The organism is Marinobacter sp. (assembly GCF_052094685.1).
Taxonomy (GTDB): domain Bacteria; phylum Pseudomonadota; class Gammaproteobacteria; order Pseudomonadales; family Oleiphilaceae; genus Marinobacter.
Window position 1 is genome coordinate 1 of record NZ_JBQDKB010000021.1, and the last position, 23,563, is coordinate 23,563.

The window sequence follows — 23,563 nt, forward strand, 5'->3', positions numbered from 1 at the left end:
GCGGTGCCGTCGGCTACGTGGTGGTCGCCCTGGGCGCCTTGGGGCTGCTGGTGGCATTGGTGCAATATGCCTATTTGCTGCGCACCACGCTGACTCAGCGTCGCCAGCTTGTCGACCTTGAGCGGCTGCGTGACGATAATCCGCTGGGCCGCGTACTCAGGCGCTTTCACGCCTTTGGTGCCGAGCATGTGCCCGAGGCCCTCGAAGCGCGCCTGGATGAAGCAATGCTTGCTGAGCAACCCCGACTTGAGCGTGGCCAGGCGCTGGTCAAGATGCTTGCCGCAGTCGCGCCACTGCTTGGTTTGCTGGGCACCGTGACCGGCATGATCGTGACCTTTCAGTCGATCACTGTATTCGGTACCGGCGATCCACAGCTGATGGCCGGCGGTATTAGTCAGGCGCTGGTCACTACGGTGCTTGGTTTGATTACTGCCGTGCCGTTGCTGTTTGCCCATACCGCACTCGCCAGCCGCAGTCGTGCCTTAATTGGCAGCATGGAAGGTCGTGCCAGCGCAGTGCTCGCTGACCGCCTCGTAGCCGACTGCTTGTCGTCGGCTACGCCTTTGACCGGTGCGAAACGCCATGCCGATGCACTGGCTTGAACCTCTTGTTGGGTTGATCGAGGCCGGTGGCCCGATACTGGTAGTGATCGCCGGGGTGGCCATGCTGCTGTTCAGCGTGGCGCTGGAGCGCTGGTGGTTCTTTCGCTTCCACTATTGTCCGGCACGGCGCGCACTGGTGGCGCGCTGGGTGGCACGGGATGAGCGCTCCAGTTGGAGCGCCATGACTCTGCGGGAGGTGTGGGCCAATGAGCTGGTCGCCGGCCTGTGTGGCCCCTTGCCGTGGCTCAGGTTGTTAGTGGTGATTTGCCCGCTGCTTGGCCTGTTGGGCACGGTCACCGGCATGATCAGCGTGTTTGACAGTCTTTCTGTCAGCGAGGTCAATCAGGCCCGAGCCATGGCTGACGGCGTGGCACGGGCTACGTTGCCTACGCTGAGCGGCATGGCAGTATCAGTGGTGGGGCTGTTATTCATTACCCGCCTGGAGCATATCATTCGGCGCGAAGGACAGTGGCTGCACGACCGCCTTGCTCGCGCTGTGGAGGAAACTCATGCGTAAACGCCGGCTGGCAGCCGTGGCCGAGGAGTCCAGCGAAGTTAACCTGACTCCGATGCTGGACGTGGTCTTTATTATGCTGATCTTCTTTATCGTTACCACCAGCTTTATCAAGGAAAGTGGCGTGGAGATCGAGCGCCCCGAGTCCAGTGCGGCCACGCCGCGTGCCAATGTTCAGGTGCTGGTAGCGATCACGTCTGAAGGTGCGGTATGGGTCGATGGCGAGCCGGTGGATATTCATCGGGTGGGTACGCTGGTGTCGGGACTGGTCAGCGATGATGGCTCAGCGGTGATTCAGGCCGACCGCAATGCCACCACCGGGGTACTGATCGAAGTCATGGATCGCCTGCGCGATGCCGGCGTGGAGCAGGTGGCCGTGGCCGCCCAGCGGAGCCGTGACTGATGCGCTACTCCTTTGGCCTGCTGACCGGGTCGAGCTTGGCGCTGCTGCTATTCGTCCTGCTGGCCTGGCTGGTGGCGCCGCCCCAGGCGCCCAAACCGCTTAAGGAAATGACACTGAGCTTGGCGGAGATTTCCGATGTGCCCGCCGAACCGCCGATAACCAAGACGGCTAGCCTGTCGCCACCACCACCAGCGGTGGCACCGCCGGCTCCCGCGCCCAATACTGAGAGTACCATCATGCTTCCGGACCCGGAGCTTCCGCCGTTGGAGGAGCCTGCGGTCGAGCTGGATGCACCGCTGCCCGAGCTCACCGAGACGCCGCCTGAACCCGTACCTAAGCCAGAACCTAAGCCCCTGCCAAAGTTACAGCCAAAGCCGCAGCCTAATCCAGCACCCAGTGCTAAGGCCAGCACTGAGCTCGTCGCTGAGTCAGCGCCTGCGTCGTCACGGGAGCCGGTGGATGTGGGTAGTTCGGCTCAGCCGACGCGTCGCGTACTGCCGCAGTATCCTTCCCGCGCCCAGCGTCGCGGTCTGGAAGGGCATGTGGTGGTGCAATTTCTGATTCACGCCGATGGCAGCGTCGACACTGGCAGTATCAAGGTTCTCGAAGCGCGCCCGCAAAAGGTATTTGAGCAGGTGGCACGGCAGGCGATTGCAGACTGGCGCTTCGAGCCTGCGAGGGGCCTGCGCCGGGCTCGGCAGCGACTGGAGTTTCAACTGAAATGAGAAACTACTGGCGAAACCTGTCTTTACCCTGGCTGGCAGTGGGTGCTCTGCTGCTGGCGCTGCCGGTAGTGGCGGCACCAACGCTGCCGGGCGGCGTGATCGCTGATCTCAAGTCGATGGAGCGTCAGCTTCAGGATGGCGAACACGCCGAAGTGCGTCGACACGGTCGGGCCCAGGCGCAGCGGCTGGAGGGAGGCAATGCCTCTGACCGCTGGGCGAGGGCACTGTATCTGCAGTTGGCCGCCAGTGCCGAAGCACGCTCGGGTGACGCCGCTGCGGCCGCCGAGCTTCTGGCCGAGGCCCGTGGCATTCGCGGCATGGAGTCTGCTCAGATGGACCGCTGGCAACGCCAGGAAGCCGGGCTGCGGTTGCAGGCCAGGCAGCTCCAGCAGGCGCGTGATTTGCTCGGTAATTGGCTTGAGCGTCATACGGGCAGCGCTGCCGACCGCTGGTTGATAGCGCGGCTGCTGTCCGAGGATGGGCAGTGGAGCGCTGCGGCCTCGTGGGTTGAAAGCGCACTTGAGCTTGAAACTAGACCAGATGGGTCTCACAGCGCCTTTGCCGCCGCTGTGCTGCAGCGCTCCGGTGACAAAAGGGGCGCGCTGGTAATTATCGAGAAGCGTCTGACTCAGGCCGGCGACGATGCCACTGAGTGGCGACGGGCGGCAGGCTTGGCCCAGCAGTTGGCTGATGCCGGGCGTGCCGCGGCGATTTGGGAGGCTGGCTGGCAGCGCGGAGTGTTGGCCGGCAGTGATGATCTGGAGCAGCGTATTCGTCTGCATTTGGCGGGAGGTACCCCGGCGCGAGCCGCCGAGCTGCTTGCGCAGTCGCTGTCAGATGGTGCCCTGAAAGACAGCTTTGAGCATCGGCGAATGCTGGCATCTGCATGGCAGGCCGCCCGAGATCATGATCACGCACTGGCGGCCTGGCAGTCGCTTGCTAGGCAAAGCGAACAGGCTGACGATTGGCTGCGCCTCGGCCAGTTGGCTCACGGCTGGGGCAGATGGGTGTTGGCACGTCAAGCCCTGAAGCGTGCTCATACGCTGGGGGCTGGCGAAGCTAACGACTGGCTGAGGAACCTGCCCCCGAAGGACTCGTCGCGAGAGGACTCGTTTTAACTTTAGCCTGTGATGACGGCCCCTGGTTTCGGAGCCTTCTGATCATCCCGAATTAGAAGCTACCTTCAAGCTTTGCAACAAGCCCCCTGCCAGGTGACAGGGTTTCACCATCTGTCAGGTGTTCCCGGTAACGCTTGTCTAGCAGATTGTTGCCTTCCAGGGTTACCTTCAGGTTACTCAGATCACCGGTTGAGCCAAAATCCCACCCCAGTGATATATCGATGGTTGCATAGCCGGGTGTGCTGCTTTCCGTATTGTTGGAGAAGATATCCGCTGTTCTGTCCTGTTCAGCCACCGCACGAACCTGGCCATGCCAGTTGAAGCCCGGGCGGAAATGTTGGCCTACACCGAGGGTGAGTTCCGGTGCCGGCATCTGGTACAGCGGCTCGTTATCCTGTCTGTTTTTGCCCCGAAGCCAGGTAAGGCTGCCATCGAGATCAACTGCAGGGGCAGTGGCACTCAGCGCCTCCAGAGGCATAATGAACCCGGCTTCGGCACCGTAGATTGTCACTTCATTCAGGTTTTCTGTTTGTTTGATGGGCAGGTTGTTGTTCGGATTATTGGTGCCGGTTACCCGACCGGCGATGTAGTCATCGATCCGGGTGTAAAATGCTGCGAGCTGATACTCACCCAGGCGACCACGTCCTTTGAGGCCAATTTCAGCGCTGGTGGATTTTTCCGGATCCAGCTGTGGGTTTCCTTTGTGGAAGTATCCGTCGCCACGGGATGCGTCTTCAAAGCGTTCGCGCATATCTGCAGCACGGTAGGCCGTTCCCACTGAAACGTAAGGGTTGACCATCGCACTCAGGTTGTAGATGGCGCCGGTCGACCAGGAAAGTGTTTCAGTACTGTTTTTCAGGCCGTTCGTGCGCGCGCCCGGACCGTTACCCACCACCCGTGCATCGCCGGTCACTTTGTCGTATCGGGCGCCAATCTGAATATTCCAGTCGCCTGTGGCAATGTCGTCCTGCACAAAAACACCCTGGCTCTGTATTTCCCCATCCCGGAAGGGAGAATTGGATATTGCGGTATTCGACATCGGTGGGTTGTAAGTAAACCGCTCCGGGTCTGCTGTCATCTCCCAGGCTTCCAGCCCAACCGTAAGCAGGTGGGCATCGCCGATAGCCATTCTGTACTGTGCCTTGGCGCCATCCGTATCAAAGCTGACGTCGTTCCAGACCTGGTTGCGATCCTTGAAATCCCAGAAGGCTCTTATCTCACGCTCTACTTCTTGCCTGTAGATACTGGCTTCCAATGTTCCGGATGCGATTGTGGCTTCATAGCCAAGTTCCGCCAGGATTCGGGTTTGTTTCGGAGAGTGGATTGTTAGCGTGCCATTACCAGCCGGGCCGGGTTTTGCCGAGCCTGGGTACCAGACCTCACGGTCTTCGTGATTTTGCAGATTCAGGGTGAGTTTCTGATCATCGGTAAGGCGGTAGGCGTATTTAGCCAAAAGGGATTCAGAGCGATAACCGCTGTTCTTCACCTCGTCATCCGGGGTTTCATAATCGTCTATATCTTTGGCGGCAGCACCGAGAACCAGGCCATGGTTTTTGCTCGAGAGTTGAACCAGAGCGCCTCCGGCGAGGCTGCTGTCTACTGTGCCAGTACTGCCGGAGAAGCGGCCGTGAGTTTCCGCAGTCTCCGTAAATTGTGCTTCCGGTGTGCGCAGGTTAATAGCGCCACCCAATGCACCAGTTCCATGCAGTACGGAACCCGGACCTTTTACCACCTCTACACTCTCAAGCAAGCTCATAGCGGCTAAAGAGGCAATCGCCCCTTGGGGTTGGGCTGAGTTGAGCCGAACCCCATCTACTAACATGACAACACTTTCTTTTTTTAACCCTCGGATAACCGGGTTACCACCCCAGGCGCCGCCATCACCCTGAATGGCCAGGCCTGGCTTGCCTTTGAACAGGTTACCGGCGTTGTCTGATGCCGAGGCTTCGCCGGGGTTCAGCTTTTCAATGGCGCTGGCCGTTTCCAGCGTGTCGGATTCGTAGCCTTTTGCAGTCACAACCAGCTCGTCCAGTTGCACTTGTTTTTGCGCAAATGCCGGAATCGAGAGGGCGGGGGTTGCGGATAGTGACAGTATGGCAATGCATAGGCGGTTAGGATTCATGAAGGCTCCGGGTGTGATGTTGGTATTGACGATATGCGAACGGCAATTTATTAATGATAAGTTAAATGCAAATTAATATCATTTGAGTTTAGTCAAGATATCATGAGAAAGTAACAGCTATCCTTGATGTCTCTGGCAATGAGCGTTTCATTATGGGCAGTTTGTTTCGAGTCAGTTTGAGTTGGGGTGGCAGCCTGACCGGTATATTGCTGTTTGTGGCTTTATGGGAATGGGGCAGCCTGAACTACGGCAGCTTTCTGCTACCCGGACCTCGGGATGCTCTGGCGTCTATAAAGGGTTTCTGGCAACAAGGAGAGCTTTGGGGGGCGGTCTGGGCGACAACCTGGAGAGCAATGACCGGGTTTGCTTTGGCCTCGTTAGCCGGGCTGGTGCTGGGCCTGATGGCTGGCCTGTCTCATACGCTTGGACGAGCATTGGAGCCGGTATCGACTGTGTTGCTGGGGATTCCGCCGATAGCCTGGATTGTGCTGGCCATTCTCTGGTTTGGCAGTGGTTCAATGGCGGCTATTTACACCGTAGCGGCAACCACCTTGCCAGTTACCTTTGCGGGTGCGCAGATTGGTGCCCGCACGCTCGATAAGCGTTTGCAGGAGATGGGCGACGTTTATCGTGTGCCCGGCTGGATGCGTTTGTGGGATTTCTATCTGCCCCATATCGTCTCTTATGTATTTCCAGCCTTGATCACGGCGCTGGGCGTAGCCTGGAAGGTAACGGTGATGGCAGAGCTGTTCGCCACGGAGGAAGGCGTTGGAGCTGGTTTGGCAATGGCGCGGGTTAATCTCGATACGGCCGGTGCCATGGCCTGGATTTTGGTCGTAGTGGCACTTTTGCTGGTTGCCGAGCACGGCTTTCTGAGGCCGTTACAAAAAAAGATGGAGCCATGGCGCCAAGGCGCTACTCAGGAAAAACCATGTTGAATCTTCGCAACGCCTCCTTGGAACTGGGGCCGAACAAAATTCTTGAGGCTGTCGATTTGTGCGTTCAGCCCGGCGAATCTGTGTGCCTTGTCGGGCCTTCAGGATGCGGTAAAACCAGCCTGCTGAGAGTTGCTGCCGGGTTGGTTGAGATTTCCGATGGGTCGGTGGAAAACGGCTTCGTCTGCACGGCAGGGGTGTTTCAGGAGCCGCGGTTACTGCCCTGGCGGCGCATGCTGGATAACATCGCGCTCGGCTTGAAGGCTCGGGGCGTTCCCCGTAGAGAGCGACTGGATAAGGCTCGGGAACTGGCGGATTCGGTCGGCCTTGCTGACAAGTACACGCTGTTTCCCCATGAGCTCTCTGGTGGAATGCAGCAAAGAGTTGCTCTCGCCCGGGCACTGTCAATAGGGGCTGATTTCCTGTTGCTGGACGAGCCATTCAGCGCGCTGGATGTCGGATTGCGTAATGAAGCTCAAGAGCTTGTTCAGCACCTCGTGGTTGAGCGCGGAATTGCCAGCCTTTTGGTAACCCATGACTTGACCGAAGCCTTGCGGCTGGCTCATCGGGTTGTCGTAATTTCGGGCTCGCCCGGCAAGATTGTTTATGAACATCAAGTGAATGAGCCTTTTGGGAGCCGAACCCAGACCTGGCTGTATGAGGCTGCTGCGGATTTGTTGCGACAACCTGTAGTGAATGAGTGCTTTCTTTATAAACCGCATTCGGAGGTGGCATGAATCGGATAAATCGGCGTGATGTGCTGAGGCTTGCCGCCAGCTCGGCGTTATTGTCGGCTTTGCCTTTCCAGAGAGCTTTCGCGCAGTCATCCGGCAAGCTGATTGCAGCAACACCCTACGGCATTCCGCAGGTAATTCTGGCCAGGGCACTGGAAGATCCAGCTGTGAAAAAGCTGATTCCGGAGTCGGAGTTAAAAGCCTGGAAAGATCCTGACCAGCTTCGAGCCTGGTTGGCCAGAGCTGAAGTGATGCTTACGGCAACGCCGACCAATGTGGCCGCCAATCTATATAACCGGGGTGTTCCACTCGTGCTGATGAATGTAAACGTGTGGGGTACCCTTGGAATGCTCGGGCTGAAAGAGAAAGGCCCGCTGGCATCCGTGGAGGATCTTGCCGGGCGCCATATTGGCGTACCCTGGCGCGGAGATATGCCGGACCTGGTATTTCGGTATCTTATTGGCAAGGCTGGATTGGAAGTGGGCCGGGATTTGAAGGTCAGCTATCAATCAAGCCCGTTTGAAACCGTACAAATGTTTGTCGCCCAACGCCTGGACGCAGTGGTTTTACCTGAGCCCATGCGCACCGCCACGCGGCTGCAAACTGCGCAGTTTGGTCAGATGCCGGCGGAGTTGGATCTGCAGGAAGAGTGGGCGCGGCTGACCGGCGAGGCGCCGAATCTGCCGCAAGCCGGGGTTGTTTGTCGCCGGGAGTTTCTGGATCAGCATCCGGAGCAGGTTGCCGCAATACAACACGCCATCAGTCGCGCGGTGGATTGGGTGGTTGCTACACCAAATGAAGCGGCTTTGATTGGCAGCCAAAATTCGCCCCTGGCGACCAGTGTTTTTGAAGGCGCAATACCTGGAACGCGGATTCATATGGCTACGGCTGCGGAGTCCCGGCCAAGGCTTGAGGCGTTTTTTACAGCGCTCACGGATCTTTCCAGTGGATTCATTGGCGGCAAGCTGCCAGGCAGTGATTTTTATCTCCGCGAAATGGCCAGTAACGCTGGAGGCAAAGTATGAAGACAGAGAGGGTGTTTTTTCAAAGCCCGTGGCTTGCTTATGGATTCAGGCCGTTTTTCCTGTTAGCGGCCGTTTACGCGCCGCTGGCACTAATTCCATGGGTCGGCGCTCTGCTCCAGCAATTCACACTGCCCATGGCGATGATGCCTCTGGCTTGGCATGGCCACGAAATGCTGTTTGGGTTTGCGAGCGCTGCTCTGGTTGGCTTTCTGTTGACCTCTATTCCTTCCTGGGCGGGCGTTCGGCCTATAGACGGTAAAGTTCTGGCCGCTTTTGTTATTTGCTGGTTGCTTGGCAGGGTGACAATCTGGCTGTCGGCCAGTTTGCCGGGGCCCTTGGTCGCAGTGCTGAATATTGCCTTTCCGCTTTTCATACTTTTCTGGGCAGCGCCAGCTCTACTGACTAAAGGAGGGCGCAGGCACCTGAGTATTGGTTTGGTATTGCTGGCATTTGTTCTGGTACAGGGGGCATTTTATCTCAGCTGGCTTTGGCCGGGGCTACCGTTGCCGGCACCTCTTGTTCTGCTGAACACCGCCGTCAATATATTGCTTGTTCTTATCGCGCTGACAGCCTCGCGCATTGTGAGAGTGATTGCGACGGTCGCGAAAAAAGAGGCCGGAGAAGCGGGCCCGCCACGCCTGACACCTGCCCGCGAACATCTGGCAGTTACTGCGCTTATCTTCTTTGTGGCCGCCGATCTGCTGGCGCCCGGGCACCCGGTCACCGGCTGGATTGCTCTGGCAGCTGCCGCGGCTCAAGCCGACAGGTTAAGCGAGTGGCCCTGGGGCAAAGCCATGGGCAAGTTGTACATGTTGCTGCTGACTACGGCCTATTTGTGGATGGTCGTTGGTCTGATTCTGGTCGGCATCAGCGGATTGGTCGATGGCCTGCCGGGTTACGCCGGCCGCCATGCGCTATCGGCCGGGGCAGCGGGGACTGCCATACTGGCTGTATTCTGCATTGCAGGATTGCGGCATACCGGCCGCCCGCTGAATCTCCCGGGAGTTATCTGGCCGGCGCTCGCGGCCCTTTTCCTTACCGCATTGTTGCGCACATTGATTCCCATCTGGAGGCCGGAAATATACCTGCTGGCCGGCGTCGGATTGCCATTTGTGTTGTGGCTCACAGCGTATTTTCTATACCTGATTGGTTACGCCCGTTTTCTGGTCAGTGCGCGTGCGGATGGGCTGGCGGGTTAAAGAACCTGACTATCTCTTCTCAGCGTTGGGGTGTGGATAAGCCTACTTGGTCTGCTCCCGATCATTCCATGAAGTCCTTCGTTACGTCTTCATCGGAATCAAAATGTTCATCCCACACGGAGTCAGTTGGCCGTTCGTAGCGTTTGACTGACCCTTTGAGCCGTTCCAAGGGAGTAAGCTCCTGAGGGAGCGGTTCTGTCAGCTTGTCGGCATGAACTGTGTGAGCATTGAGGTTTTCCAGCAGTTCTTTTTCCGTCTTGCGCTTGGTGGACATGGATCCTCCTACAGGGCCAGGCAAGCCTTGGTTAATATGCTTTAATAACGAGAATGATCAATTAGTAAGTCTCGTTACTAATCTGTACTAACTGATACCGGTCTGTCTGCTGTTTGCGTGATAACACTCTCACACTGTCGCTGAGCGGATCCGTCGAACCAGCTCGACCAAAACATCAGAATGAGAGGCATCCAGCAGGTGTGTGCGGATGGAGATCCCGTTTAGACCCCACAGATAGATCGGCTTTCGAAACCACTCAAAGGCCATCCTTTCCTGTTCGAAAGGCGTCAGTAGTACCAACGACTTGTGAAGGCCAAGTAGCAGGCCAATTCGATCCACAACGTCCGCTGGCAGCTTTAACGTTTTGTTGTCGGTCGATAACCACTTCCGTATGGTTTCAGCTGTTACGCCGAGCAAAGTTGCCAGCTCAGCTTCGGAAAGTCCCCACTGCTCGCGGTGATCAGAAAGCCACAATAAGCCCGCAGTTTCGTGCTTGTCGGTTATTCTCGGTAGTTCATTCATTCCCCGGTCAGTATCATGAATCATACCGTGATTGATAAAGCAGCTAGATTGACAGATCCTGGCAGGCTTTCTAAATCGCATTTTCTGCCCTCCAAACGCAAGTAACCCACCGGTTTGAGATTACTACTACAAACATAGCCTTGGCGAGTATTATCGTAGAGGTGGTGGCGGCTCAAAAGCCAGAGGTGAAACAAATGCCACCCCAGATAAATCAGCGATCAACGGCACTAAAGATATGCCGATACTTAAGGCGTTCTAGGGAGGGTCTGATGAACCGAGGAAACAGTGTGGGGCTATATAAGAAATGGTGCGAGTCCACCAAGGAAGCAAACGAACGCAGGTATTACTGGACCTATGTCGAAAAGGACGGCGGCCGCGACGAGATCCACGATGACTTGGCCAAGACAATCCGCTCACATTACGACCGGCTGGAACGCATTGCCGAAGATGTAGATCGGCTCGGATACAAGGTCGCAGCACAGATCCTCAGCGAGGCGATGCCCCAGACACTTAGGGGTAGGTCAGGCGATCTCGGCGAGATTCTTGCGACTGAGCTGGTAGAGGAAGAGATCGGGCTGCGCGTCCCCGTGCGCCGTTTCCGCTACAAGGACGGGCGCAACATGGCGATGCGTGGTGACGATTTCATCGGCGCGGAATATGACGGCGAAACAGAGAAACTCCGGCTTCTCAAAGGCGAAGCCAAAAGCAACAAAGTTCTCGGGAGAACTACGGTCAAGAACGCTCGCAATGTGCTCAACCGCGACAACGGCCGCTGTACGCCTGATTCCCTACTCTTTGTCGCTAACCGCTTGCTGGAGAGCAACGTCTCTGACGACAAGAAGCTTGGACGCAGCCTTCGTGACGAAGTGGGCCTGAAGTCCCTCTACGCAGACCGCATCGACCATATGCTTTTCACCGTATCGGGTAACGGCCCACACCCTTCGCTGAAAAAGGACCTCAAGGCGACAGGTGCCAACCGAAACCAGTATGTTGTAAACATCCACGTCGAAGACCATCAGGACTTCATCGCAGACATGTATGCGGAGGCGGAAGACCTTGGAAACGATTGACGAACTGACCACGTTCCTGACGACCGCGACCGGCGATGGCATCCTTGGACGCCTTCTCTACCGCGGTGCGGCCTGGTCACTGATGCGCAAAAATGGTGTGCTGCCGCTAAATGCGCCGCCGCTCGGCGAGACAATTGAAACCGATCTCGCCGAACACGGCTTCTCCCTGCTTCGGGGCGCGATGGCTCTTCGTGCTCAGACCGGCAATTCGGAGCTGATCAGCAAGGCATTCGAGCGAGCAGCCAACGCTTTCGAAGCCCTTGTCCGCAATGGCGATCCGGAATTGCCTACTCGTGGCTTTCGCCGGACCATAGCGGCCGTAGCCTACCACCTCGCAGGCTTTTCAGCCGTCGCCTATTCGCTCTTCAACGAGACTACGGACGATCTCAACACCTCGCCCGGTGAAACAGCCATTAGGCACTTGATCCTGCGCGAGCTCGACCAATTACGCGGTTTCGTTCGTGGGTGGCTGGAAGACAAAGCTCACCAGGATGAGCAGATCGCCGAGACGCTTCAGGGTGAAGAGTCCGATGTCGATGAGGTGCTGTCGACGATCCTCAATACAACGATTTGTCGAGCCTTGGCTCATTTTGATTTCGCGCTCGAGACCGGCGAATCCGAACCAATCGAGACTGCTCGGGCACTACTCGACACCGCAGTTAGCCTGTCTGACAATGCGGAGAATATTCCGCTGTGGTGGATCTCGAACCTCTGCCGCCACCTAATTGACGACCTATGGCAGCATTCGCTTCATCAGACTTTACCGCCCGAACCACCGGAAGGAATGGAGGAAACATACCCGGACCTGCGGCGGCTTTTCATCTCGTCGCTCTATGCACGCAAGATTTCTGAGGTCGAGCTATGGCCATCGCAACGCGAAGCTGCCCGGCGTTCCACTGACGTCACAGATGACCTCGTCGTCGCATTGCCGACCAGCGCCGGCAAGACACGAGTGGCCGAGATCGCAGCGCTGATGACTTTGTCTGTGGAGCGCCGGGTGCTGATCGTCACGCCACTGCGCGCCCTGTCGGCACAGACAGAACGATCCTTCAGAAAGACCTTCGCGCCCCTCGGTTTCAGCGTCTCCTCCCTTTACGGTGCCAGCGGCCTTTCGGCTGGCGATGAGGACGCGCTGCGCACCCGCGAAATCATCATTGCAACACCTGAGAAGCTCGATTTCGCACTGCGAAGTGACCCAACCCTGATCGATGATGTCGGTCTTATCGTTCTTGACGAAGGCCATATGATCGGCCCCAGCGAGCGTGAGATCCGCTACGAAACGCTGGTACAACGCCTGCTTCGAAGGGCGGACGCAAGCGAACGTCGAATTGTCTGTCTGTCCGCCATCCTGCCGAGCGGCGATGAACTTGACGATCTTACCGCATGGATACGATCCGACGAGCCCGGTGAGCCAGTGCGCTCCGACTGGCGTCCCACGCGGCAGCGGTTCGGCGCACTTACCTGGCGGGGCAAGCACGCGCTTCTTCGTCTCGACCTCGACGACGATGGTCCTTTCCTCGATAAGTTCGTGCTGCAGAAACCGGCTCTCGGGAAAGAGACGAAACCTTATCCGCGCAAGAACTCGCACCTTGCCCTATTCGCGGCCTGGGAGTTTGCGAATCAGGGCAAGCGGACGCTGATTTTCTCCACTCAGGCGAACTGGGTCGAGAGCTACGGCAAACAGGTCGTAGACCTTTGTAAACGCGGCTATCTGGAGTCGCTGCTGGAGGATAAGGTGCCGATCGCCCGTGCCCTGGAGGTTGGCAAGGAATGGTTGGGAGAAAACCATCCCGCCGTCGCCTGCCTTGAGGCAGGCGTTGCCATACACCACGGCCGGTTGCCGAGTCCGTTCCTGCGTGAGTTGGAAGCCCTGCTGTCCGAAGGTGTGCTGAAAGTCATCGTCGCGTCGCCGACACTGTCGCAGGGCCTCAATCTCAATGCCGCCGTCTTGTTGGTACCGGCATTGTATCGGGCATCCGAGAGGATTGAAGGCGAAGAGTTCGCGAATGTTGCAGGACGTGCAGGGCGCGCCTTTGTGGACGTCGAAGGTCTCATAGTTCATGTGATGTTCGACAAGATCAAGTGGCGAAAGCGAGAGTGGCGAGGTCTGGTTGCCTCCGCCAAGGCTCGCTCTCTGAAGAGTGGGCTCATCCAAATCGTCGCAGAGATTCTCGAACGGCTGTCCCGTAATGGTGTCCTCGATCGCGATGATGCTTGGGAATATCTCGCCAACGCGCGTGAAGCGTGGCGTTCGCCTGAGGAGGAGACCGCTGTCGCAGAGCGGCTCGCTGCCAGTGTGGACTACGACTCTGATAGCAACGATGATGAACGCGGCGCTGCAGATGAAGAGGCCATCGACGAGGAACCGCTTTCTCTGATTGTCGAACGTCTCGATGCAACGGTGTTCGGTCTGGTCGAAGCGCTTGATGCTGAGCGCGTCGAACTGCCGAAGCTCTTGGACGACGCACTCAAAGGATCGCTTTGGGCCCGGCAGATCGCACGCGAAGGTGAGAACGTCGCCCCAATACATAAGAGAGTGTTCGAGACACGTGCCGATCTCATCTGGAAGACCACCACAGCGGAGTCGCGACGCGGACACTTTGCCATGGGCGTCGGGCTCGAAGCTGGCCTTACCATTGACGCCATGGCCGATGAGCTGGCCGAGCTTCTCGACCTAGCCGATGTCGCTGCCCTGAACGGCGACATTGACGAACTCGTCGACGCCCTAGGCGGCCTCGGCGAACATCTGCTGTTCATGAGGCCCTTCATACCTCACAAGGCGAACGCACTGCCGACGAACTGGAAAGCCATCCTGCGCAGTTGGGTCTCTGGAGACGATGTCGCCAAGATCGGGCCACAGAATATGCGGGCGGTCGAAGAGGCCTTCACCTATCGACTGGTCTGGGCGTTGGAAGCAGTCCGCACCCGGCGCATGTCTCTCGGCTGGTCACCGGAGACTGTGACGGGTGGAGCCGCAGCGGCACTCGAAACCGGCGTCCCTCAGCTCATGATGTCAATGTTGATCCGCGCGGGTCTTCCTTCCCGGCGAGCAGCGATGGCGGCAATCGAGAATGCCAAGCCGGACTTTGCAACACCCGCCGAGATGCGGGCCTGGCTCGAATCCGACGAGATCACAGCCATCACCGATGTTGGTGACTGGCCGACAGCCGATACGGCGGCGCTATGGGCACGATTCCGAAGCGATGCCCTCAGTGATGGTATTCAGAAATGGTCGATCAGACACTACAAACGCCTACTCGATACTTCGACCGTCCCACCAGTAGGCCTCTACCGGATTGTCACCGATGAGAGCGATGAACGAACCTGGCTAGCCACGGCAGATTATCGTCGTGTTGCCGCGTTCAAGAAGTCGGCGACCGGATCCAACCCCAGTCTTTTCTCAGGCCGGCTTACGGGTACGACAAAGCTCGTGGAAGCCGTGCGCATTGGACCTGGGAAACTGCACTGGCCACCCACCAATAGGTGAAAAAGTGGTATGTCAACCCTTTTTTATTCAACCTATTCAAACAGAGAGTCCGAATGCCTCTGGCTGCTTATTCGAGATCAGAACAAAATCGGTAACTCTGCCTCACCCTATGTAGAGGCCTAGGATCACCGGATAGCATTTACCCTGCTGATCGCTCTCGGTTTGCACATGATCTATGAAGCCCGGACCAGAAGAGGTAGAGAAGCCTTTCAGGCTTTCACTTCTTGAGGTTGCTCTGCCTGCACTCGGTACGAGTATTGATTCGCTGTCAGTCGGTGTTGGTTTCCGGTTTAGCATTTGTCAATGTGAATATCTGGCTAGCGGCTGTGCTTATTGGTATAGCCACAATAACTATGGTGACAATAGGAATCATGCTAGTGCGAGCCATGGATTCCATGTTGGGAAAAAAGCGGAAATGTTTGGCGGTTTAACGCTAATCGGGGTAGCCGTATGGATCTTATCAGGCCATCTATAATGACTAACAGGTAAGCATTCGGTCATCAAACTTTGTTAATGACAGCTGGTTTCTACCTATGTGGTAAAGCTCATCGATTATTCTGCATCGGCAGAGATATCAGCACATTCTTCAGGCTGACATACGGATCATATCCATTCAGCTTCGCTGACTGGATCGGGGTCATTGCAGCAGCCGAGCATTGGCCAGTGCGCAATAATTCCGAGAACAGTCAGAGAGGCCCAACGCCTGGCCTGGATTTCCACCCGGTTGTGAATCTTTTAAAGGTAGCTGAGGGCACATCTCTGTCACGATAGACGAAATGCCGCTGATATTGTTCGCAAAGGCTCCAAGCCTTGCGCAAGGATACTTTTGCGAATTTCCACATCCGCATCGGTTGCTAAAAAATTTAAGGATCCATCTTGCCATAAATGATAATGATAACTATTATCGTTAAAGTGAAGCAGAGGAGGATGCTATGAAATTTCTTTGTCCGCGCCATCGCTCGATGTTCGCAAACCTGTCACTCAATGAACAAAATGATTTGTGGATGTTCTGGATGGAAAACGCTTTTACCTATCAAGGAAACCGGGATTCAGAAAAGATCATCATGGTGACCGGCAATGCTTTTGATTTAGCCTGCCTGGCCCGTGCCAGCCGCCCTGACTGCATGCATGTGGAGTTGACTCTTTCCGCCATTCTTTTGTGCAGCATCCTACGTAGTTGCGGTGAACATTGCGTTGCAGACGATATGTTGCTTCGAGCCCTTGAGAGTTTGCGAGCGACAGAGCCCTGCCACATCCGCACGGGCGAATGTGGTAACAGCAATGAATGCATCGAGATCTTGCTGGATGCTTCACTCCAGCCTGAGTTTTTTGCCCAATACCTGAACTGGCCGACGTGTCCAGTCACCTTTCCGTCTAGGCAACCGGCAATGATGGTCCACTGATGCATCGGAGGAACTATGGGAATGCCTTTTAGCGGTGTGGATAATTTTCAGTCACAAAGCCTCTACGGGGAGGGTCGCCCTGATTGTCGGAAGCCCGAGCATTTGAGCATACGGATTGAGACAGACAGCCTGATCCGTTTACTGAAGACGAGGCAGCTCCATGTAGAGAATTTTTCCTGTGCTGACCTTGCCTCAAAAACGGTGATACGCAATCTGCTGCTGGGGTTTGCGCTAAAGTACTGATGTTGCCGCGCTACTTTCGACAATATCTTCCGCGAAACTTGTGACCTGAAGAATGGAGAGCATGCAGATCCAAGCTTGGAGGTCATCACTGAAGCGCTTTACTAACGAAATCATCAGGCTAGCCACACTCATAATTGACTATCGAATACACAAGTCCCATTAGTCTGTCCTGATTTTGCCGCCGCTTGGTGTTTCCAGCATGTCGCACCTTCAAAAGGAAGAAATAAGAGCCTATAATCCGCTTAAGGAACTTTGGCTAGGCGGAGCAGGCATGTCCCAGATTGACACAGCAACAAAAATTATTCAGTTCATTCACCATTACAGCAGCCCCGAGCTCTTTGAAGAGCTCCCAATCTTGATCCATGAAGCATTCAAATTAGCTGATGAAGACAGTCGTGGGCGTATTAAGCACTGTGCACTAAGGCAAAGTCGCAAACGTAGCCAGGATCGTTATTTTTACGTTCAGGATGCGGTGTGCAATGCTCAGTCAGGTTGGCGGCCTTCGATCCAGGTTACAGAAAATGAAGGAGAGTCATACACGGAGTTGGAAACTGCCAACATGCTGGCAACCATTCACGTTCCCTCCTGGTCCAGTGGTAAAGTCCGCCCTGCCAAGTACAGAGCTAAAAATGCTCGCCACAATATTGGTATTTGTGAGCAACTGGCGCTTCAGTTAGAGGCAAAATCGACGCCAGAGAAAGCGAAGAATTTCGAGAAGCTCAACCTTATAATTGTTGCGCAAGCTCCGTCCCCTGAGCAACAACAGGATGGACCTGCTTACATACAAGTGCGAGTGCCCCATGAGAACAACAAGGGGTACCATTTGATAATTGATATTGATGAGCTACTGGCTGGTTATGCTGCAGCCCAGCCACCTGTTGAACCTGAAGATCAAGCTTGGCCGAGGCTACGCAAGCAAATGCGCCAAGCTGAAAGTAATGAAAGCAATGAACAGAATGATTAAGGGGTACACACGATCATGAGATCCGGAATTCAAGGCTTTCAGTCACTGCGGCTACGACAACTTCGTGCCAGCGCAGGAATGACTCAGGCCGAACTTGCCGACCTCATTCAATGTGCAAAAGGCAATATCTCGAAATGGGAGCAGGGAAAAAGTAGCCCTGAAATTAGTAGTTTTCAAAAAATTTGTAGAACCTTCGGCGTTTCTGAATCTTGGTTGCTCGAAGTCCCGATCGCTAGTTGTGAAGCGCAGCCTAGCTTTTTTAGAGCACAAAATCAGACGCCAAAAATCTCAAGAGAGGTTGCGAGAATTCGGTTGGATTGGGCCGAAGAAATTTCTTACAAATTACAGGAAAGTTTAGAATTTCCACCCCTCAACTTGCCGGAGCACAAAGGTGACTTCAAAGCGTTGACTGACTATGAAATAGAAAACTTTGCTGCCGAGTGCCGACAACGTTGGAAGCTTGGCCAGTCACCTGTTGATAATTTGATTAATACCATGGAAAGCAATGGCATCGTAGTCACTCGTGGTAGCTTGGGTTTCGCTAAAATGGATGGAGTATCACGCTGGTCACAGGTGGATGCCCGTCCTTATGCCTTTCTTTGCATGGATAAAGCCAATGGCTTTAGGACGCGATTTGATTCTGCACACGAGTTGGGTCATATAGTGCTTCATAAAACAGTTACTGATGCAGACTACCAGAAACACTACCACCTGTTAGAAAAGCAGGCACACCGCTTTGCTAGTGCTATTTTATTACCGGCAGCTTCTTTTGTGCGAGAAGTGCGGTATCCAACACTAGACACTTTTCTGGCTCTCAAGCCAAAATGGAAAGCATCTGCTGCCGCAATGATTCGACGGTGTCGGGATCTGGAAATTATAGGCGAAGATACGGCCTTACGGTTGTGGAAAGCACGTTCTGCCCGCGGGTGGGTACAACGTGAACCACTTGATGAAACGCTAGAGCCTGAAGAGCCTAAATTGCTCGAGCGCAGTGTTAAAATGTTGGTTGAGAATCAAATCTTGGCCAAAAATACTTTACGTCAAGTCTTGGGAATGCCTGCGAGTATTATTGAAGAGCTTTGTAATCTCCCCCAAGGCTATTTTGAGGAAGACGAAACTAACAACGTCATCGAATTGCGTTTAAGATCGAGTGCACAACAACGTTCAACTTCGCAACAGAGCAGTAACAGCGGCGGGCGAGTGATTCCTCTCGAACGAAAGTAGGAGCTGAAAGAGTTCGGAGACTTACTAGTACCATGTAAGGCTCGAAAAGGTGAACTTCCGTGACTTACACTGCACTTGTGGGTAAGGCTTAGCGTGAAAAAAATTAAAAGTTACCATCTTTATTAACATGAAAAACACACCGGAAAGGATGACGGCACTTTTCAGTTACCAACTTTATTTTTTTATGTGGGCGAAGGTGTCCACTAAAATGGGCGCTAGGGGAATGTTTTGTTACCAACTTTATTACGAGACCACACCACCGGTGTTTTCAGCTCGGGGGTGAACTTAAGGCCCAGCTCTTTAATCAGTTGGATGCTTTCGCGATGGCTTAACAGGGTGCCTTCAGTGGCATACAGATTCGTGCGCCAATCGGCGGTACCGCCAAGATACTCCTCAGGGGTAGTGGCATCTCCATTAAACGCATCCATTTTTCCCCGGAGCGTCTTAAACTCAGCTAGCGTAATGTCACTGGTGCGGCATTCAGCCTCAGCCTTAGTGCCTGCGCTCGGATTGGCGGGCACGAATGGCTGTGTGCATTTGGCGTTCAGCTCTGGCACGGCCACAATGTTGGTCGTGGTGTGCAGGTCATTCTGAGCATGGCGGCAGACTAATTGCCGGTCCTTGGTAAAGGCAACGTCGCACTCAATAATCCCGGCCCCCATTTTGGCAGCTGCCACATAGGATTCGCGGGTATGTTCAGGAAACTGCAACGGCGCGCCCCGGTGGGCAATGGAGAAAGCGCTTGCGGTCGGGGTCATAGATTCACACGCTTGCAGCGTACTCTTCAGTTCACCCTCATCCATATCGTTAACCAGAAAGTAAGGCCTGGGACCAAGCTGAACCAGCGATTGGTTGTCATCAGGGGGGCTCACTTCGGGCGCGCTGGCGTTGTTATCGCTGTCGTTGCAGCCGGATAACATAGCGAGAGCGCCGATGATCAGAGGCAATATAAGCAAGATTTTCATAACGGGCCTTTTGTTGAATATATTGGTTTTTTCCAGCATCGCGTTAGTCGGCGAGAATGGGGTGGTTGGTTAATCTAAGGCTGTACAGGGGCTAATATTGCCTACGCTTAGTTAACGTCTGATGACAGTTTTGAGTCTCTGAGCTGGAATGTAACTGGAATCGAAGTACCGGCGAAGAACGGGACTTGCTGGGGTTGGTTGCAATAAGCCCTCCAATTTAACTTGCCTTGATGAGAATGGTTGTTATTATCGTTCGGTGAAAGCCAAGGAGGATGTCATGAAATTTCTTTGTCCGCACCACCGCTCGATGTTCGCAAACTTGTCACTCATAGAACAAAATGATTTGTGGGTTTACTGGATGGAAAACGCCCTTACTTTGTACGAAAGCCGGGATTCTGAAAAAGTCATAATTGTGGCAGGCAACGCCTTTGATCTAGCTTGTTTGGTTCGTACCCGAAATTCTGACTGTATGCATGTTGAGCTGACTCTTTCTGCCATTCTTTTGTGCAGCATCTTGCGTAATTGCGGTGAACATAGCGTTGCTGACGATATGTTGCTTCGAGCTCTTGAGAGCTTGCGAGCGACAGAGCGCTGCCACGTCCGCATGAGCGAATATTGCAGTAGCAACGAATGCATCGACATCTTGCTGGATGCGTCACTCCAGCCAGATTTTTTTGCCCAATATCTGAACTGGCCGACGTGTCCAGTCACCTATCCGTCTAAGCAATCGGCAATGATGGTCCACTGAAGTATCATTGGAACTACGGAAATGCCTTTTAGCGGATTGAGGCAGACAGCCTGATCCGCTCCCCGTATTTAACCGCCCAGCATTATCGTATGAGTGGGGGCCCAGATAGTCTCGTTCCTATGGGTAACCAGAATAACGGTGCCCGGCAGTCTTCTTATGATTTTGGCGATTTCTTTCTCGGTATTCTGATCCAAGGCTGAGGTGGCCTCATCAAGAACCAAAATGGGAGCGTCCTTAATCAATGCTCTGGCCAGTGCTAGACGTTGGCGCTCCCCACCGGAAAGAGCCGAGCCTTGATGGCCGACCGGCTGTTCTATACCAAGTGGCGAACGATCTATTACGCTTCCTAACGTGACGTACCTTGCAACCTTTTCTAGGTCTGCGTCTGATGCGTGCGGCTTTCCTATCCGAATGTTATCGGCGAGTGTGCCGGTAAAAATGACGGGGTCCTGCCCGACGTATGCAATGTGTGCCATTAGATCCTCATAGCGAATCTTCGCCAGCGGAACCTTACCGAGGGTAATTTCCCCACGCTCCGGATCGTCGAAACGCATCAGCAGTTCAATCAATGTACTTTTGCCACTCCCAGTAGGGCCAACGATTAGTAGTCTGGCACCCTCTGGGGCGTCCACAGAAATATCGTGTAGCATCGGTGAGTGGCTGACTTGCGTCGCAGCAAGGCCATATCCTTCTGGCTGTTTGACTTCATCTGGCCCGGCTTCTGGCAATGCTGGTGCATCAATGATTTGGTGATAGTCCTTCAGCGCAGCTCGCAGGTCGTTGATGACAAGCCCTGATAGGGCGAGTTCTTCCATAGGCGCTGCAGCGCGAGTGATAAGCACCAATAGCGCCAACAATTGGCCGGGGTTGTTGAAACCTGTAAAGATCAGATAACTTGCCAGCCCCACCAATGGCAAGGCTCCCGCCAGTGCCGAGATGAAAACTGCAATGGCTGCGCCCCGGTTGATTCTCGCCATCGCCTGTTCCTGATGCTCCCATTGGCACTCGATACGCTTTAGCGCCAGTACCGGCCCTGCAGCGTTTCTTAGCAGTTCCAGGTGGTCTATGAGCTCTTGCGTGGACTGGGCTGTGTTCAGGTCTCTGGTATGCCGTTCGATATCAATTCTCTTGAGGGCGCGCTGTGCAAAAAACTGCATTCCCAGCGACATGGCAAGTAAACAACCCGCCACAAGCATTATCTCTAGTCCACCGACTAATCCCAGACCAATCAGAAGTAACAGGGGTATGAGTGGAGCGTGCAGTAGTGACTGTAACTGGTGGGCTGGAATGCTCATAAATCCCGGAATTCCGCGTCCGGCCAGTACCATAACCTCTGCCTGATGCTCGCCGGAAAACCACGACAACTTGGCCCGTGCTAATGCATTGCCGAGCGCTGCGTACAGATCTCCAGACAACCGGGCGCCTGAAAGAAAGCCTGCGCGTGTCACTAACACGGTCATCAACATGGCTATCGCAGCGCTTGTTACCACTGTGACAGGGGGGTGATGGTGAACAATTGCCAGCGCTAGTGTTGTGTATGCAGTTGCTTCGAGCGCCGCGACAACAATCCAGCCTAGACTGATTGCCAATACCCGGTTGCGAGAGTCTCGTGAGAAAGGGGATTTACGAGTACTCTTTTCATTCAGCGTTGAGGCGTTCATTCCGGAACCCTTAGTGTATTTCCCTGCATTTGTAGATGAACATCTGCTTCGGCGGCGCACACCGGATCATGAGAAACAATGACAATGGTTTTGCCTTGACTGTGCGCGAGTAGCTGCAGGGATTTGATGATGTGTTTGGTCGTATCCGGATCCAGTGCACTGGTTGGTTCGTCCAGTAGAAGTACCGGTGCGGACGTAAGAAACATGCGCGCCAGCCCCAGACGCTGCATTTCACCTCCGGATAGATTGCCGGCATGGGCGTCGAGATCAACTTCCAGCCGCGCTTGACGCAGCGCCGCTTCGAGCTTTTCATCAGCCTGCTCTGGATCAGCCAGAGTAAGGTTCTCTCGAACGCTTGTTAACAGAGCAGAGCTGCCCTGCGGTAATAGCCGGATTGCCTGATGACGAGCTTCTTCATCAAGCATGGCCAAATCGATGCCTGATAGGCGCATGGAGCCGCTGTGTGTTTGCTCCAGTCCCGCTAGAGTTCTAAGTAATGTAGTCTTACCCGCGCCGCTGGGTCCGGATATAACCGTTATCGTCCCGGGAGAAAAACGATAATTCGCCCCCTCAATAACGGAATGTCCACCTGCCATTAAGGTGACTGCTTTTGCTTCCAGCAATACACGGTTTCCCGGCACCCTTGCATTGGCGCTGGGGAGCGGGCATTCGCGAAAAAAATCTGTCAGGTGGCGTGCCGCATTTCGTCCGGCGGAAACGTAGTCCAGACCATGCCCAAGCCTGAGCGAAGGGGTTACGATAGCCAAACCGAAAAACAGGCCAGCGGCTATTGCTGCGGTACCTTGCTGGTAGGTGATTGCGTAGGCAATGGCAAACGTTGCGACGGCCTGCAGAAGCGACACAGCAACCGCCGCGGCCGTTGCCACCTTTCTGACCCAGGTAATCATCCCGTGGGTAAATCTGTCTGTGGCACTGTGGTAGGAAGCCAGAGCCCCGGATTGTGCACCATAAATACGGCTAGCCCGAATGCCCCTCACATACTCGTCCACTGCGGTTACGATTTCCGACATGACTTTCGCACGCTGCTCACCATGACGTGCCGAAATTTTAGGCATAAACCATAGATAGTAGAGCGCTGCCACTGCACCGGGGGTTAGCACCAGCAGTGCCTGTAAACCAGAGATGGCCACGAGAAATGCAATAGACACCAGAGGGACGATGGCAAACGTAACGATTTCGGCAGGGAGGTGGGCTACCAAATGATGTAGCGAGAGGACATCGTTTGATAACAGGCTGCGCAGTTTCTTGTCATCCCACCGGGTAAGCGTGCTTGCTGGCAGCCGGATCAGGTGCTTAGCCACCTGTCGGCGCAGCCGGGCAGCAAACCCGGCTTCCGCTTTGTGAGTGGACCATGATGCTGCGGATGATAATATTGCGCTGGCTAGCAACAGCGCGCCTACTTCGATGATCCATGTTACGGATTGATCATCGATCACCTGCACCAGGCACCACAGTGCGCCCAGTTTTGTCAGGCCGGACAAGGCAGCCGCCAGGGTGCCAATTGCAAGCATAGGCAGCGCTGGTTTTAGCGCTGCCGTCAGGGGCTCGTTAATCAAGCCGGAATACCATTTAATACTACTCATACAGACACCGGTAATGAAGCA

Annotated in this window: 21 protein-coding genes and 1 pseudogene; 16 read left to right on the forward strand and 6 right to left on the reverse strand. The window is 54.9% G+C overall.

Annotation, left to right across the window (positions count from 1 at the left end):
• The 5 genes from ACTH3S_RS06410 to ACTH3S_RS06430 form a co-directional block, all read left to right on the forward strand.
• Positions 1 to 602 (forward strand): MotA/TolQ/ExbB proton channel family protein (locus ACTH3S_RS06410; protein WP_441808192.1); only part of this gene is annotated, 602 nt, incomplete at its 5' end.
• A complete protein-coding gene (locus ACTH3S_RS06415; RefSeq protein WP_441808193.1) occupies positions 583 to 1,119 on the forward strand; it encodes a MotA/TolQ/ExbB proton channel family protein in 537 nt (178 codons plus the stop codon). The genes ACTH3S_RS06410 and ACTH3S_RS06415, both read left to right, overlap by 20 nt.
• On the forward strand, positions 1,112 to 1,519 hold the full coding sequence (locus tag ACTH3S_RS06420; RefSeq protein WP_441808194.1) for an ExbD/TolR family protein: 408 nt from the start codon (positions 1,112 to 1,114) through the stop codon (positions 1,517 to 1,519). Before ACTH3S_RS06415 ends, ACTH3S_RS06420 begins: the two co-directional genes overlap by 8 nt.
• Entirely contained in the window at positions 1,519 to 2,244 is a 726-nt protein-coding gene (locus tag ACTH3S_RS06425; protein ID WP_441808195.1) for a TonB family protein, read from the forward strand. The genes ACTH3S_RS06420 and ACTH3S_RS06425 overlap by 1 nt, the downstream gene beginning before the upstream one ends.
• Positions 2,241 to 3,362, forward strand: coding sequence for a tetratricopeptide repeat protein (locus ACTH3S_RS06430; protein WP_441808196.1), 1,122 nt, complete (start codon positions 2,241 to 2,243; stop codon positions 3,360 to 3,362). Before ACTH3S_RS06425 ends, ACTH3S_RS06430 begins: the two co-directional genes overlap by 4 nt.
• 52 nt (positions 3,363 to 3,414) lie before the next feature.
• On the opposite strand, the gene ACTH3S_RS06435 is transcribed toward ACTH3S_RS06430, so the two are convergent.
• The gene (locus ACTH3S_RS06435) at positions 3,415 to 5,484 is read right to left on the reverse strand and encodes a TonB-dependent receptor plug domain-containing protein (RefSeq protein WP_301515051.1); all 2,070 of its coding nucleotides are present in this window, start codon (positions 5,482 to 5,484) and stop codon (positions 3,415 to 3,417) included.
• A gap of 152 nt (positions 5,485 to 5,636) precedes the next feature.
• Between ACTH3S_RS06435 and ACTH3S_RS06440 the strand changes: the two genes are divergently transcribed.
• Genes ACTH3S_RS06440 through ACTH3S_RS06455 form a run of 4 tightly spaced genes read left to right on the forward strand, consistent with a single transcriptional unit; the run spans position 5,637 to position 9,377 of the window.
• Positions 5,637 to 6,422, forward strand: a complete 786-nt coding sequence (locus ACTH3S_RS06440) for an ABC transporter permease (RefSeq protein WP_301515052.1) — start codon at positions 5,637 to 5,639, stop codon at positions 6,420 to 6,422.
• Positions 6,416 to 7,156 (forward strand): ABC transporter ATP-binding protein, encoded by a 741-nt coding sequence (locus ACTH3S_RS06445; RefSeq protein WP_301515053.1) that lies wholly within the window; start codon positions 6,416 to 6,418, stop codon positions 7,154 to 7,156. The genes ACTH3S_RS06440 and ACTH3S_RS06445 overlap by 7 nt, the downstream gene beginning before the upstream one ends.
• A complete protein-coding gene (locus ACTH3S_RS06450; protein WP_441808197.1) occupies positions 7,153 to 8,178 on the forward strand; it encodes an ABC transporter substrate-binding protein in 1,026 nt (341 codons plus the stop codon). Before ACTH3S_RS06445 ends, ACTH3S_RS06450 begins: the two co-directional genes overlap by 4 nt.
• The gene (locus tag ACTH3S_RS06455) at positions 8,175 to 9,377 is read left to right on the forward strand and encodes an NnrS family protein (RefSeq protein WP_441808198.1); all 1,203 of its coding nucleotides are present in this window, start codon (positions 8,175 to 8,177) and stop codon (positions 9,375 to 9,377) included. Before ACTH3S_RS06450 ends, ACTH3S_RS06455 begins: the two co-directional genes overlap by 4 nt.
• 61 nt (positions 9,378 to 9,438) lie before the next feature.
• Here the strand turns inward: ACTH3S_RS06455 and ACTH3S_RS06460 are convergent, their stop codons facing one another.
• Positions 9,439 to 9,651, reverse strand: coding sequence for a hypothetical protein (locus ACTH3S_RS06460; RefSeq protein WP_441808199.1), 213 nt, complete (start codon positions 9,649 to 9,651; stop codon positions 9,439 to 9,441).
• A gap of 129 nt (positions 9,652 to 9,780) precedes the next feature.
• Positions 9,781 to 10,173 carry an antitoxin Xre-like helix-turn-helix domain-containing protein gene (locus ACTH3S_RS06465; protein WP_441808200.1) on the reverse strand — a complete coding sequence of 131 codons (393 nt, stop codon included), beginning with the start codon at positions 10,171 to 10,173 and terminating at the stop codon, positions 9,781 to 9,783.
• A gap of 269 nt (positions 10,174 to 10,442) precedes the next feature.
• On the opposite strand from ACTH3S_RS06465, the gene ACTH3S_RS06470 reads away from it, so the two are divergent.
• From ACTH3S_RS06470 to ACTH3S_RS06495, 6 genes are all read left to right on the forward strand, one after another.
• Positions 10,443 to 11,243 carry a Hachiman antiphage defense system protein HamA gene (locus tag ACTH3S_RS06470; RefSeq protein ID WP_441808201.1) on the forward strand — a complete coding sequence of 267 codons (801 nt, stop codon included), beginning with the start codon at positions 10,443 to 10,445 and terminating at the stop codon, positions 11,241 to 11,243.
• Complete coding sequence (locus ACTH3S_RS06475; RefSeq protein ID WP_441808202.1) at positions 11,230 to 14,730, forward strand: DEAD/DEAH box helicase; 3,501 nt, start codon at positions 11,230 to 11,232, stop codon at positions 14,728 to 14,730. The genes ACTH3S_RS06470 and ACTH3S_RS06475 overlap by 14 nt, the downstream gene beginning before the upstream one ends.
• 275 nt (positions 14,731 to 15,005) lie before the next feature.
• The gene (locus ACTH3S_RS06480; RefSeq protein WP_441808228.1) at positions 15,006 to 15,161 is read left to right on the forward strand and encodes a manganese efflux pump; all 156 of its coding nucleotides are present in this window, start codon (positions 15,006 to 15,008) and stop codon (positions 15,159 to 15,161) included.
• Positions 15,162 to 15,662: 501 nt separating this feature from the next.
• Positions 15,663 to 16,133, forward strand: a complete 471-nt coding sequence (locus tag ACTH3S_RS06485; RefSeq protein ID WP_441808203.1) for a hypothetical protein — start codon at positions 15,663 to 15,665, stop codon at positions 16,131 to 16,133.
• 514 nt (positions 16,134 to 16,647) lie between these two features.
• Positions 16,648 to 17,340 carry a hypothetical protein gene (locus ACTH3S_RS06490; protein WP_441808204.1) on the forward strand — a complete coding sequence of 231 codons (693 nt, stop codon included), beginning with the start codon at positions 16,648 to 16,650 and terminating at the stop codon, positions 17,338 to 17,340.
• A 15-nt stretch (positions 17,341 to 17,355) separates the two neighbouring features.
• The gene (locus ACTH3S_RS06495; protein ID WP_441808205.1) at positions 17,356 to 18,564 is read left to right on the forward strand and encodes a helix-turn-helix domain-containing protein; all 1,209 of its coding nucleotides are present in this window, start codon (positions 17,356 to 17,358) and stop codon (positions 18,562 to 18,564) included.
• 254 nt (positions 18,565 to 18,818) lie between these two features.
• Here ACTH3S_RS06495 and ACTH3S_RS06500 read toward each other — a convergent pair.
• Positions 18,819 to 19,529, reverse strand: a pseudogene (locus ACTH3S_RS06500) (glycerophosphodiester phosphodiesterase family protein); the annotation flags it as partial.
• Between the two features lie 277 nt (positions 19,530 to 19,806).
• Between ACTH3S_RS06500 and ACTH3S_RS06505 the strand changes: the two are divergent.
• Complete coding sequence (locus ACTH3S_RS06505; protein WP_441808206.1) at positions 19,807 to 20,277, forward strand: hypothetical protein; 471 nt, start codon at positions 19,807 to 19,809, stop codon at positions 20,275 to 20,277.
• Positions 20,278 to 20,345: 68 nt separating this feature from the next.
• Here the strand turns inward: ACTH3S_RS06505 and ACTH3S_RS06510 are convergent, their stop codons facing one another.
• The gene (locus ACTH3S_RS06510; RefSeq protein ID WP_441808207.1) at positions 20,346 to 21,938 is read right to left on the reverse strand and encodes an ATP-binding cassette domain-containing protein; all 1,593 of its coding nucleotides are present in this window, start codon (positions 21,936 to 21,938) and stop codon (positions 20,346 to 20,348) included.
• Positions 21,935 to 23,542, reverse strand: coding sequence for an ATP-binding cassette domain-containing protein (locus ACTH3S_RS06515; RefSeq protein ID WP_441808208.1), 1,608 nt, complete (start codon positions 23,540 to 23,542; stop codon positions 21,935 to 21,937). Before ACTH3S_RS06515 ends, ACTH3S_RS06510 begins: the two co-directional genes overlap by 4 nt.
• Positions 23,543 to 23,563: the final 21 nt, after the last annotated feature.